Here is an 11,815-nt window from a genome sequence, read left to right as displayed (position 1 = left end):
CTCAGCACATCCCAACGAATGTTCGCTACTCCTAGGGGTGCGGGATGGGCCGTGGTCTAACGGGTGAACAGTTCAAATGCTTGCAAATCGCCGCAGAAGCGAACGACGGGGATGCACCCGGCTCGCCAAGATTCATTTTGGCGCGGGCTCGCTGCCGAGGGACTGCACGATCACGGATATTTCGGATGGCGGCGTGAAAGTCGTGGCGGAGTTTCTGGAAGTGCCGCCGCAATTCACCATCATCTTTGCGCCCGATTATTCCCGCCAATGCCGGCTGCGCTGGCGCATCGGCTGCGAATTCGGTGCCGAATTCACCGATTGAGACCCGAGCGCCTGCGTCCTTAACGGGACTTTAGCGTTAATCGGTAAGCATCTCTGATCAGTTGCCGAGTGATCAGAGTATGTCCAAGCGTTCGTCCCTCGCCTCTCCCGCGGCGAGATTCCTGCTTCCCGCGCTCCTGGTGCTCGTCCTCGGCGGCTGCCAGACCATGAGCCTTGACGATGTGACGGGCGCGCTCGGCAGCAAATCGGAAACCGCAAGCAAGGCTGACGGCAGGCCGGACCTGGACGGCTTACGCGAGCGTTACCGCGCCAAGCCCAGCGATCCCGCCATCGCGCTCGAATACGGCAAGGCGCTGCGCGACACTGGCCAGCGCGGCCAGGCGGTCGCGGTGATGGAGCAGGCCGTGCTCGCCCATCCCAGCAACAAGGCGCTGCTTGCCGGCTACGGCCGCGCGCTCGCCGACAACGGCAATTTCCAGCAGGCTTTCGACGTGCTCAGCCGCGCGCATACGCCTGAGGATCCCGACTGGCGCATCCTGTCGGCGCAGGGCGCGGCGCTCGATCAGCTCGGCCGCAGCGAGGACGCGCAGCAATATTACGCCTCCGCGCTGAAGATCGTGCCGGACGAGCCGCAGGTCTTGTCCAATCTCGGCCTGTCCTATGTGCTCCAGAACAATTTGCCGCGGGCCGAGGAAACGATGCGCCGCGCCTATGAGCGCAATCCCAATGATTCCCGCGTGCGCGGCAATCTTGCGCTGGTGGTGGGGCTGCAAGGAAAGCAGGCCGAGGCCGAGACCATCGTGAAGGGCGATCTGCCGCCGGATCAGGCCGCCGCCAAGGTCACCGCGCTGCGCCAGCTGCTGACGAAGAAGCAGCAGCAGCGGGCGGACAAATAGTCCGCCCTCTTTCTGGGTTCTTTTTCGACGCGTTTTCCTGACGCGAGCCGGTATCCACCTTGCTCGAAAACGCTTTGGTCCCTACGAAGCCTTGCGATGCGGGGCGGACGGGCGGCCCGACCGGCCCTTCAGCCTTTTCAGGAGCGGTCCGAGCAGCGAGCGCTTCGGCTTCTTGACCTCGCCGCGCCCGGCGAGGCGATTCGCCATGTTCTGGAACAGCTCGGTGGTGCGGTGGCCTTTGGAGACCTCCGCGATCATCTGGCCGTTATTGGCGGCAGTCGAGAACAGTTTTGAATCGAACGGGATCACCGCGAGCGGCTGGCTCTCCATCGTCTTGGTGAACGCCTTGACGTCGATCTCCGCGCGCTTGTGCATGCCGACCTGGTTGATGCAGTACAGCGGCGGCCGGTCGTTCGGCCGCGCGGCTTTCAGCACGCCCAGCATGTTCTTGGTATTGCGCAAATTGGCGAGATCGGGCTCGGCCACGATCACGATGTCGTCGGCATTGACCAGCGCACGCCGCGTCCAGCCCGACCATTGGTGGGGAACGTCGAGCACGATGCAGGGCGTGGTCATGCGCAGCGTGTCGAAGATCGCATCAAAGGCTTCGGCGCCGAAATCGTAGACGCGATCAAGTGTGACAGGTGCAGCAAGGAGGCTGAGGCGCTCGGTGCATTTGGAGAGCAGGCGCTCCATCAGCGCCGTGTCCGGGCGGTCCTGCGACAGCACCGCATTGGCAATGCCCTGAGCGGGATCCTGGTTGTAGTCGAGGCCCGCGGTCCCGAAGGCGAGGTCGAGATCGATCACGACCGAATCGAGCGCGAGGTCGCGCGCAATGGTCCAGGCCAAATTGTGCGCGACAGTGGATGCGCCGACGCCGCCCTTGGCGCCGACCACCGCGATGACGCGGCCGGTGATGATGGTCTCAGAGGCCGAGAATAGACTGCAGATCGAGCGGACCACGTCGAGGGTTTCGACCGGTCCGACCACGTAGTCGTTGACGCCGCGGCGCACCAGCTCGCGATAGGGCGCGGTGTCGTTGGGATTGCCGATCACGACGACGCGGGTGCCGGGATCGCAGACGCCAGCGAGATCGTCGAGGCCTTCGAGGATGTCGCGCGTGCCGTCGGATTCGATCACGATCACGTTCGGCGTCGGCATCGTGTCATAGACTTCGATGGCCGCAGCAAGGCCGCCGCTCTTGGCGGTGAGATGCGCTTTGGCGAGACGGCGATCCTGCCCGGCCGCGGTGATCGCGGCGAGCGTCTGATCGGTCTCGCAAAAGGCCTGCACGGAGATGCGAGGAACCGGAGCGATGTGTTCCTCGGGGTGCCGCGGGTCGTCCGCTTCTTCGTCGTTGACGCCGGTCATTTGCCTGTTTCGCTGAGTTTGGCCTTATCGGCGTCAGGATTGGGAGTGGAAATCGGGGTGCCCTTGCGATAGCGGTCGAAGGCGATGTCGCGCCGCGCGGTATAGACCGGTGTTTCCGCACGCGGCTGCTCGAGGTCGGCGGGATTGTCGATCATCGCCGCGAGATTGCGCTGGGTGGCGCAGCCGAGATTGAAGTACGGCCGGTTCTCGTTGTAGCCGGGGTCGAGGATGGACGGACCGACGTCTTCGGGCCACAGCCCGCAGGGGCCGGCGACCGCGGCGATCCGGGAATAGCTCAGGCGGATGGTCGGCAGCAGGCCGGGATCCTCGGGGCGATAGGGATGCCGCATGATCGCACGCGACGGCACGCCGCCGGATGCGAGCACGGAACGGATCTCCTGATAGGTTGCGGACGCGGCGCGCGCATTCGCGGTGTCGACAGGCACGTCGACGACGACGGAGCCGGTGCCTTCGCGCCCCCAGTCCCGGGCGATGCCCTCGACGTCCGCATGCTGCGCGGCCGAGAGGCCGCCGCGGGCCTTGCCGACGAAGATCACGATCGACTTCTTGGCTTCCTGCACCGCGATCGGATGACGCTGGCGATAGTCGGTCGGCACCGTCTGGGTGACGATCTCGCCGGTGGTGTTGCACGCGCTCAGCATGACGGAGAGGCCCGTCAGCGCCAGCGCGACGCTAAAGTTGCGACGTCGATCAGCTGTCGTCTTCGTCATCGCTTGATCCCCTCTTGCCCCATGTCCTGTCCGAAGTCCTGTCCCGGTCCCCAAACCGTTCGCCTCAGTCGATGATGAAGCCGAAATCGCCGGGCGTGCTGCTGATCGGATCGGCGCGGCGGGCGATGCCGTAGAGGCGGTTCATGCGGCCGAGCAGCGCCGTCTGCGCGTCCGAAGCCGGCGCGAAGCCATCATCGGGCCGCGACAATTCCTTCTGGGCAACCGCGCGCACCACATAGGGCGTCACGATCACCATCAGCTCGGTCTCGTTGTTGACGAAGTCCTGGCTGCGGAACAGCGCGCCGAGGATCGGCACCTGGTCGACGCCGGGCAGGCCGTTGACCGCCTGCTTGGTCTGCTGCTGGATCAGGCCGGCCATCGCCATCGAGCCGCCGGAGGGAATCTCCAGCGTGGTCTCGGCGCGGCGGGTCTGGACCGACGGGATGGTGATGGAGCTCGACGAGGACGAGGACAGCGCCTGTGTCACCGTGATGGCGTTCTGGTTCGACAGCTCCGAGACTTCCGTCATCACCCGCAGGCTGATCCGCCCTTCGCTGAGCACGACCGGCGTGAAGTTCAGGGAGATGCCGAATTTCTTGTAGGTGATCTGGGTGGTGCAGACGTGGGTAACCGGATCGCAGGAATAGCCTGCGGGAATCGGGAATTCGCCACCGGCGATGAAGGTCGCCGATTCACCCGAGATCGCCGTCAGGCTCGGTTCGGCCAGCGTCCGCATCACACCGGCGCTCTCCATTGCGCGCATCGTGGCGTTGACGGTGACCATGCCCTTGGCGAGGCCGCTAACGCCAAGTCCATTGCTGCTGACCAGTGGTCCGCCACTCACCGAGAACGGATTGGAATTGTTGAAATTCACCACCGCGGTGCCGGCGTTCAGGCTGGCGCTGAGATCGACGCCGAGCTGCTTGACGATGTCGCGGCGGACTTCGCCGACGACAACCTTGAGCATCACCTGGTCGCGGCCGCGCACGACGATGTTGTTGACGACCTTCTCGGAGCCGCCGACGAGTTTTGCGGCGACGTCGCCCGCCTGCTGGGCCTCGACCGGGCTCGACACCGAGCCGGTCAGCATCACGCTGTCGCCGACGCCTTCGATCTGCACGCCCGGCAGCGTCGAGTGCAGCGCGGCACGCATGCCGTTGAGGTCGCGCTTGACCGCGATGTCGTAGGCGGCGACTTGCTGGCCGTCGGCGGAGAAGAACACGACGTTGGTCTGGCCGACCTGGCCGCCGATGATATAGGCGCGCTGGGCCGAGCGGACCACCGCGTTGGCGATCTTGGGATCGGCCACCAGCACGTCCTTGACCTCGCGCGGCAGGTCGATGACGACGGATTTGCCGACGCCAAGAGAGAGAAATCGCGTCTTCGCCGGCGCGATCGATCCGACCGACGATATGCCGAGATCCGGCGCCTGCATCGGTGCCTGGTCGCCGACCGGCGCATCTGCAGCAGCGCTGACCATGCGAGGCGCCGCAAGCAGCCCCAGCATCAGCATCGTCCCCGTCCAGAACGAGCGCGCGCGCTTCCCCCGAATGCGCATGCCCGTCCGATCATCCCCGTAGTTCATGATGTCCCCATCACTTCTGTGACGTCAGTTGTCGTGTCTGCACCCCGTAGCGGATCACGTTGACGCCGCCGGCGGGACGCTTGATCGCCTGGTCTTCGGCCGGGCTGTCGACTGCGTTGGCGTCGACGAGGCTTCGCAGCGCAAGCTGAAGCGTGCCGCCCTGGCGCGAGGCCGCGAGGATCGCGATCTGGTCCGGCTTGAGCTCGAGCGTGACGGTCTTGCCGACCACGGCGTTCTGGCCGTCTTTTTCCTTCGGCGCCTGGTCGATCGCGAGCACGCGGATGTTGGTCAGGATGACCTCGGACAGGACGAGGTCGTTGCCGCCGGTCGGGCCGTTGTTGTTGTTCGCGCCATCGGGGTTCTTGAGGCGGCGGGTCAGGACGATGTCGACGCGGTCGTTCGGCAGGATGAAGCCGCCGGCGGCGGTCTCGGCTGAAATCTCGGTAGAAACGGCGCGCATGCCCGCGGGCAGGATCGCGGCCATGAAGCCGGAGCCTTCGGCCCTGACCAGCTTCTGCTCGCGGATCGGTTCGCCCTGCATCAACGGCACGCGCGCGATCGAACCTGCGATCTGGGTCTGCGCTTCGGGCCTGTTGTCGCGGCGGATGAAGGCGCTGCTGGCGGTCGCCGCCGGCCAGGACTGCCATTGCAGGTCGTCGGGCTTCACGGCCTGGCCGAGCTGGATGTCGTTCTTCGCGACCAGGACCTCGACCGTCGGCAGCTTCTCGGCGATGGCGAGGACGGGTGCGGGTGCGTTCTGATAGCCGCTCGCCAGATACGCGGCGACGCCGCCGGCGCCCAGCGCGATGACGAGAACGATGATGCGTGCGGTGTTCATACGCTTCTACTCTTACGCGGGGTACTCGAACCGCACGTGGCGGGTTCCCCATGTCGATGAGTAGGCAGTAAAAGTATAAGGGGTGTTGCGAGGCCGAGTGTGATGGGCAGTGATGATGCGCGTTCTAAGCAGATGGTGAACGCCGCGTTATCCGGTCGGCCAGTGGCCCCGTAGAATCACGCAAGCGCGCTCGTGCATTCGAATGACGCGCGCGGCGTCATGGTGAATGGGTGGTTAGTGATGGGCGGCTGGAGCAGCGCTCGCAGTGTTGCAATTGATGCCGTAGCCCGGATGAGCGAAGCGACATCCGGGATGTTGTTTCCCCGGATGTCGCTTCGCTCATCCGGGCTACGAAGTGACGGGCCCTACTTCGCCCGCTTCTGCTCGATGACATCCCAGACCTTCGCCGCGACATCAGGCCCGCCGAGCTTTGCAATCGCGCGGATGCCCGTCGGTGAGGTCACGTTGATTTCGGTGAGGTTGCCGTTGATGACGTCGATGCCGACGAACAAGAGGCCACGCTCGCGCAGCGCCGGACCGACGGTGGCGCAGATCTCGCGCTCGCGCGGGGTGAGCTCGGTCTCCTTTGCCGCGCCGCCGCGCACCATGTTGGAGCGGAGGTCGTCGGCGGCCGGCACGCGGTTCACCGCGCCGGCGAACTCGCCATTGACCAGGATGATGCGCTTGTCGCCGAGCTTCACCTCGGGAATGAACTGCTGGATTACCCAGGCTTCCTTGAAGGTGACCGAGAACATGTCGAACAGCGAGCCGAAATTCATGTCTTGCGGCAGCACGCGAAACACCGCGGCGCCGCCATGGCCGTGCAGCGGCTTCATCACGACGGCGCCATGCTTGTCGCGAAAGGCGTTGATCTCGTCGAGGTCGCGCGAGATCAGCGTCGGCGGCATCAGCTGCGGAAAGTTCATCACGAACAGCTTTTCCGGCGCATTGCGAACCGACGCGGGATCGTTGACGACAAGCGTCTTCGGATGGATGCGCTCGAGCAGATGCGTCGAGGTGATGTAGGCGAGATCGAACGGCGGATCCTGGCGCAGCAGCACCACGTCAAAGCCGTTGAGCACCTCGCGCCTGGGCTCGCCGAGCGTGAAATGATTGCCGGGCTCGTCGCGCACGGTCAGGAGCTGGACGGGCGCGACGATCTCCTCGCCGACCATCGAGAGCTTGTCGGGCGTGTAATAGGACAGGCCGTGGCCGCGCTTCTGCGCTTCCAGCAGCAGCGCGAAGGTGGAATCGCCCTTGATGTTGATGCGGGCGATGGGGTCCATCTGGACGGCGACGTTGAGTTTCATGGTCTGCCTTTCAGGTCGAGGCGTCGAATGCCGCCAACACATGGCGCGGAAGTGAGCGCGGCGCAATCAGCATGGCGTCGAATCGCAATTCGAATTCGGCATGCTCGGGATGCGCTACGAGCCAGCCTTGCGCAGCGTTGACGATGCGCTGCTGCTGGCGCGGCGTCACGGCATAGGCGGCCTCATCGAGGCTGGCGCGGGCCTTGACCTCGACAAAGGCAATGAGGTTGCGGCGGCGCGCCACAATGTCGATCTCGCCATGCGGCGTGCGATAGCGTTTGGCGAGGATGCGGTAGCCCTTGGCCATCAGGAAGGCTGCGGCACGGCTCTCGGCGGAGATACCGGTGCGGAACGCGGCGACGCGCTCGGGCGAGGCGGTTTTCGGCTCCGCGCCCTCAGTCTTCGCCATCGTCGCCCCTTAAGTCTTTGGCGAGTTCGAGCGCGCGGGCATAGACCTCCCGGCGCGGCCGGCCTGACAGTGCGACGGCATGCGCGACCGCATCCTTGACGCTGTGCGCGCCAAGCTGCTCGCGCAGCAGATCGTCCAGCGCATCCGATGTCAGCATCTCGGCGTCGGCCGGCGGCGGAGCGATCACCAGCACGAATTCGCCGCGCGTTTCCAGTGCATCGGCGTCGCGCGCCAGCTCGCTTAGAGTCGCGCGCGAGATTTCCTCGTGCAGCTTGGTCAGCTCGCGGCAGATTGCGGCCTCGCGCGTGCCCATGATCTCGGCGAGTTCGGCGAGCGTGTCCTGCACGCGGTTGCCGGAGTCGAACATCACCAGCGTCGCATCGATGCGCGCGAGCTCGGTGAGGCGCGATTTTCGCGCAGCGGATTTTGACGGCAAAAAGCCTTCGAAGAAGAAGCGGTCGGTCGGCAGCGCCGCGACCGACAGCGCCGCCAGCACCGAGGACGGGCCGGGCAGCGCATAGACTGCGTGGCCGGCGGCGCAGACCTCGCGCACCAGCTTGAAGCCGGGATCGGAGATCAGCGGCGTGCCGGCGTCCGACACCAGCGCGATCGAGCCGCCTGCCGCAAGCGCCTCCAGAATCTTTGGACGCGCGGCTTCGGCGTTGTGCTCGTGATATTGCTTGAGCTGGGCCGTGATGGCGTAGCGCTCGGTCAGGCGTCGCGTGATGCGGGTGTCCTCGCAGGCGATGACATCGACGCCGGCGAGGGTCTGAAGCGCCCGCAGTGTGATGTCGCCGAGATTGCCGATCGGGGTCGCGACCAGGTGCAGCCCCGGCGCCGCCTTCGGCGCGGTGAGCCGATGGGCGTCGATGGAGAAACCGCGCGAGGCGGGATCCGTAGTTTCAGGTGTATTTATCGGGGCCGGCTTTGCGCGCATAATGAATCGAACTTAGGCATGATCCCCGGGACTGGGAACCGGTCCTCCGAAAAAGATCGGGCCGAGGTGAGGGGTGGGAAGGCTGGAATGTGATCCGTGAGGCATCACATTCGAGAGGGAATGAGCCGTCAGCGCCATATTCAGGGCGGAAACGCCGCCTTGATGCGGGGTGACGGACGGTGAACAGCTAGCCAGACCTTAAGGTGCGGCCGCGTTAAGCGGTCATTATCCTTTTGTTTTAGTTAACTATTTGTCGACAATATGCCTGAATCCGCGGGTTCTGTCGCGGAAAGAGTTGTTGTGATCGGCCGGCCGACGGCTGGTCAGAAGAGAAGCTGCCATGTTCGGCCCGCGTGATCCCAGATCTTCCACTTCGGAGGAGTCTCCCGTTCAGGGGCCCCAGATATCAGGGGCAACCCGGCGGAGCGCGCTCGGCCTATTGCTTGGCGCGCCGCTGCTGTCGGCCTGCGCCGGCGTGCAGCAGAGCCTCAGCCAGTTCTCCAATCCGTTCAGCAGCTCCTCCCCGCCCCCGGCCCAGCCGGCAGGTCCCCCGCAGCAGGCCACGACCGCAGGCACCGGCGGGGTCAAGGTCGCCGTGATCCTGCCGCTCTCGGCCTCGGGCAATGCCGGCCTCGCCGCGCAGTCGATGCGTAACGCCGCGGAGATGGCGCTGGCCGAGTTCCAGAATCCCAACATCCAGCTCCTGATCAAGGACGACAACGGCAGCCCGCAAGGTGCGCAGGCCGGTGCGCAGCAGGCGGTTGACGAAGGCGCCGAGATCATTTTGGGACCGCTGTTCGCGCAGTCGGTGCCGGCGGTGGCGCAGGTCGCGCGTACGCGCAGCATCTCGGTGATCGCGTTCTCGACTGATTCCAGCATCGCCGGCCGCGGCGTCTATCTGCTCTCTTTCCTGCCGGAGTCCGACGTCAATCGCATCGTCGAATATTCCGCCAGCATCGGAAAGCGCTCCGTAGCCGTGCTCGTGCCTGATAACGCCTATGGCAATGTTGTCGAAGCCGCCGTGAAGGCAGCGGTGCCGCGGCGTGGCGGCCGCATCGTCGCGTTCGAGAAATACGGCGCCGATCGCGCCACGCCGGCGCGCACCGTGGCGCAGCAGCTCGGCGGCGCGGATGCGCTGTTCATTGCCGATGACGGCGACGCCGTGGTCACGGTGGCCGACGCGATGACCGCGGCGGGTGCGAATTTGCGCAATATCCAGCTGCTCGGCACCGGGCTTTGGGACAATCCGCGCGTCTATGCCAATGCGAGCTTGCAAGGCGGTCTCTACGCCGCGCCCGATCCGGCCGGTTTTCGCGCGTTCTCCGGCCGCTATCGTACCAAATACGGCGCCGAGCCGATCCGCACCGCAACGCTCGCCTATGACGCGGTCGCCCTCGTCGCCGCGCTCGCACGCACGCAGGGTCCCACGCGCTTCTCGCCGGATGTGCTCACCAACCCTTCCGGCTTCGCAGGCATCGACGGCCTGTTCCGCTTCCGCGCGGATGGCACGAATGAACGCGGGCTTGCGGTGATGAAGGTGACGACCGGCGGCGGCGTAGCAGTTGCGGGCTCGCCGAAGAGTTTTGGGGCGTAGTTCAGGACAACGGTGCCGTAGGGTGGGTTAGCCGAAGGCGTAACCCACCATGCTTCCGCGTGCACTGGACGAAATTGGTGGGTTACGCCGCGAGATCCGCGACCACCGCGTCTAGCACTGGGAATCCGCTGCTCGTCACACGCAGCCGCCCTGTAGGGTCGACGGTGATTGCACCCTCTTCACGCAGCAGCGTGATGCGCTTGGGATCGAGCGAGCGGCCAGAGAGGGCTTTGTAGCGCTCGGGGTCGATGCCTTCCGCCAAGCGCAATCCCATCAGCAAAAATTCGTCGGCGCGCTCTTCGCTGTTGAGGAGATCATCGGTGACGTTTCCGTGGCCGTTGGTCTCGACGCGCATCAGCCAGGCTTCGGGACGCTTCTCGGTGGCGGTGGCGTGCCTGATGCCGTCGATGTCGAGCCGGCCATGTGCGCCGGGGCCGATGCCGGCATATTCCTCGCCGCGCCAGTAGACCAGATTGTGCCGGCACTCGGCGCCACGCCGCGCGTGGTTGGAAATCTCGTAGGCGGGCAGGCCGAGCTTGTCGCAGGTCTCCTGCGTGACGTCGTAGAGCGCGCGCGCCACCGCTTCGTCCGGCGTCTTCAGTTTGCCGGCCTGGTACAGGCCGAAGAACGGCGTGCCTTCCTCGATCGTCAATTGATAGAGCGACAGATGCTCGGCCGCCTCGCTGATCGCGAGCTTTAGCTCGTCGGCCCACATCGCCGGCGTCTGGTCGGGGCGGGCGTAGATCAAATCGAACGAATAACGATCGAACGAGCGGCGCGCGATGGCGACTGCATCGAGTGCCTCGCGCGCGCTGTGCATCCGACCCAGCGCCTTCAGCGAGGCGTCATCGAGTGCCTGCACCCCGAGCGAGACGCGATTGACGCCGGCTGAGCGATAGCCGGCGAAGCGCGTGGCTTCGACGCTGGTCGGGTTGGCTTCCAGCGTGACTTCGACGTCGCTGGCAACTTTCCAGTGCTTGCCGATGGCGTCGAGCACCGCACCGACGGTTGCGGGCTGCATCAGCGACGGCGTGCCGCCGCCGAGGAAGATCGAGGTGACCTCGCGGCCGGGTGAACGCTGCGCGGTCGTTTCGATTTCGCGCGCGAAGGCTGACGCAAACCGCGCCTCATCGATGGGGGCGTGGCGGACGTGGCTGTTGAAGTCGCAATACGGGCACTTCGACAGGCAGAACGGCCAGTGCACGTAGACGCCGAAGGCTTCGTTAGCGCGGCTCAAGGCAGATCTCCGCCAGTTTCACGAAGGCGCGGGCGCGATGCGACAGGCCGAGGCCGAGCGGCGGCAGGCCGTGCTTCTCGATACTGGTCATCTCGCCGAAGGTGCGGTCGTGTCCATCGGGCAAAAACGTCGGGTCGTAGCCGAAGCCGGCGGTGCCGCGCGGCGGCCAGACCAAGGTGCCGTCAACGCGCGCCTCGACCTCTTCGAGATGGTCATCGGGCCAGGCGACGCAGAGCGCGGAGACGAAATGCGCTTTGCGTTTGTCCGGCGTGGTGGCGCCGCGCTCCTGCAAAAGGCGCTCGATCTGCGCCATCGCCGCGGCGAAGTCTTTGTTCGGACCGGCCCAACGCGCGGAGAAAATGCCGGGCGCGCCGTCGAGTGCGTCGACGACGATGCCGGAATCATCGGCGAAGGACGGAAGCTTGGTCGCCTGCGCTGCGGCGATCGCCTTGATCGCAGCGTTGCTGCGGAAATCGCTACCGGTCTCTTCGGGCTCGGGCAGGCCGAGCTCGCCGGCCGACACCGCCTCGATGCCGTGAGGCGCCAAAAGCTCCTTCATCTCGGCGAGCTTGCCGGGATTGTGGGTGGCGATGACGAGCTTTCCGGTGATTCGGCGGTGCATGGG

The 11,815-nt window shown here is 65.5% G+C and carries 12 protein-coding genes; 3 read left to right on the top strand and 9 right to left on the bottom strand.

Translation table 11 applies throughout. From position 1 onward, the window contains the following. Positions 1-76: 76 nt before the first annotated feature. Both BMW89_RS15110 and BMW89_RS15105 read left to right on the top strand, forming a co-directional pair. Positions 77-322: a PilZ domain-containing protein gene (locus BMW89_RS15110; RefSeq protein ID WP_045004729.1), complete on the top strand. Its 246-nt coding sequence runs from the start codon at positions 77-79 to the stop codon at positions 320-322. Between the two features lie 79 nt (positions 323-401). Then, positions 402-1,178 carry a tetratricopeptide repeat protein gene (locus BMW89_RS15105; RefSeq protein ID WP_092027636.1) on the top strand — a complete coding sequence of 259 codons (777 nt, stop codon included), beginning with the start codon at positions 402-404 and terminating at the stop codon, positions 1,176-1,178. An 81-nt stretch (positions 1,179-1,259) separates the two neighbouring features. Here the strand turns inward: BMW89_RS15105 and BMW89_RS15100 are convergent, their stop codons facing one another. The 7 genes from BMW89_RS15100 to rsmI form a co-directional block, all read right to left on the bottom strand. Beyond that, entirely contained in the window at positions 1,260-2,549 is a 1,290-nt protein-coding gene (locus BMW89_RS15100; protein ID WP_092027634.1) for a CpaE/TadZ family protein, read from the bottom strand. After that, the gene (locus BMW89_RS15095; RefSeq protein ID WP_092027632.1) at positions 2,546-3,280 is read right to left on the bottom strand and encodes a CpaD family pilus assembly protein; all 735 of its coding nucleotides are present in this window, start codon (positions 3,278-3,280) and stop codon (positions 2,546-2,548) included. The genes BMW89_RS15100 and BMW89_RS15095 overlap by 4 nt, the downstream gene beginning before the upstream one ends. 64 nt (positions 3,281-3,344) lie before the next feature. Then, entirely contained in the window at positions 3,345-4,865 is a 1,521-nt protein-coding gene (locus BMW89_RS15090) for a type II and III secretion system protein family protein (protein ID WP_092027630.1), read from the bottom strand. Between the two features lie 10 nt (positions 4,866-4,875). Continuing rightward, positions 4,876-5,703 (bottom strand): Flp pilus assembly protein CpaB, encoded by an 828-nt coding sequence (gene cpaB, locus BMW89_RS15085; RefSeq protein ID WP_092027628.1) that lies wholly within the window; start codon positions 5,701-5,703, stop codon positions 4,876-4,878. A gap of 365 nt (positions 5,704-6,068) precedes the next feature. Then, positions 6,069-7,013 (bottom strand): glutathione synthase, encoded by a 945-nt coding sequence (gene gshB / locus BMW89_RS15080; protein WP_092027626.1) that lies wholly within the window; start codon positions 7,011-7,013, stop codon positions 6,069-6,071. Positions 7,014-7,023: 10 nt separating this feature from the next. Then, a complete protein-coding gene (locus tag BMW89_RS15075) occupies positions 7,024-7,422 on the bottom strand; it encodes a YraN family protein (RefSeq protein ID WP_092027624.1) in 399 nt (132 codons plus the stop codon). Next, positions 7,409-8,359 carry a 16S rRNA (cytidine(1402)-2'-O)-methyltransferase gene (gene rsmI / locus BMW89_RS15070; protein ID WP_092027622.1) on the bottom strand — a complete coding sequence of 317 codons (951 nt, stop codon included), beginning with the start codon at positions 8,357-8,359 and terminating at the stop codon, positions 7,409-7,411. The genes BMW89_RS15075 and rsmI overlap by 14 nt, the downstream gene beginning before the upstream one ends. Before the next feature lie 340 nt (positions 8,360-8,699). Here rsmI and BMW89_RS15065 point away from each other — a divergent pair, with 340 nt between their 5' ends. Continuing rightward, positions 8,700-9,953: a penicillin-binding protein activator gene (locus BMW89_RS15065; RefSeq protein ID WP_244547598.1), complete on the top strand. Its 1,254-nt coding sequence runs from the start codon at positions 8,700-8,702 to the stop codon at positions 9,951-9,953. An 82-nt stretch (positions 9,954-10,035) separates the two neighbouring features. Here BMW89_RS15065 and hemW read toward each other — a convergent pair whose 3' ends face one another. Beyond that, on the bottom strand, positions 10,036-11,190 hold the full coding sequence (gene hemW / locus BMW89_RS15060; RefSeq protein ID WP_092027620.1) for a radical SAM family heme chaperone HemW: 1,155 nt from the start codon (positions 11,188-11,190) through the stop codon (positions 10,036-10,038). After that, a complete protein-coding gene (rdgB, locus tag BMW89_RS15055) occupies positions 11,177-11,812 on the bottom strand; it encodes an RdgB/HAM1 family non-canonical purine NTP pyrophosphatase (protein ID WP_092027618.1) in 636 nt (211 codons plus the stop codon). Before rdgB ends, hemW begins: the two co-directional genes overlap by 14 nt. Positions 11,813-11,815: the final 3 nt, after the last annotated feature.

This window comes from Bradyrhizobium sp. OK095 (assembly GCF_900109945.1).
In the GTDB taxonomy this organism is placed as follows: domain Bacteria; phylum Pseudomonadota; class Alphaproteobacteria; order Rhizobiales; family Xanthobacteraceae; genus Bradyrhizobium.
The sequence above is the reverse complement of the archived record's forward strand: the minus strand, read 5'-3'. Positions and strand labels throughout refer to the sequence as shown.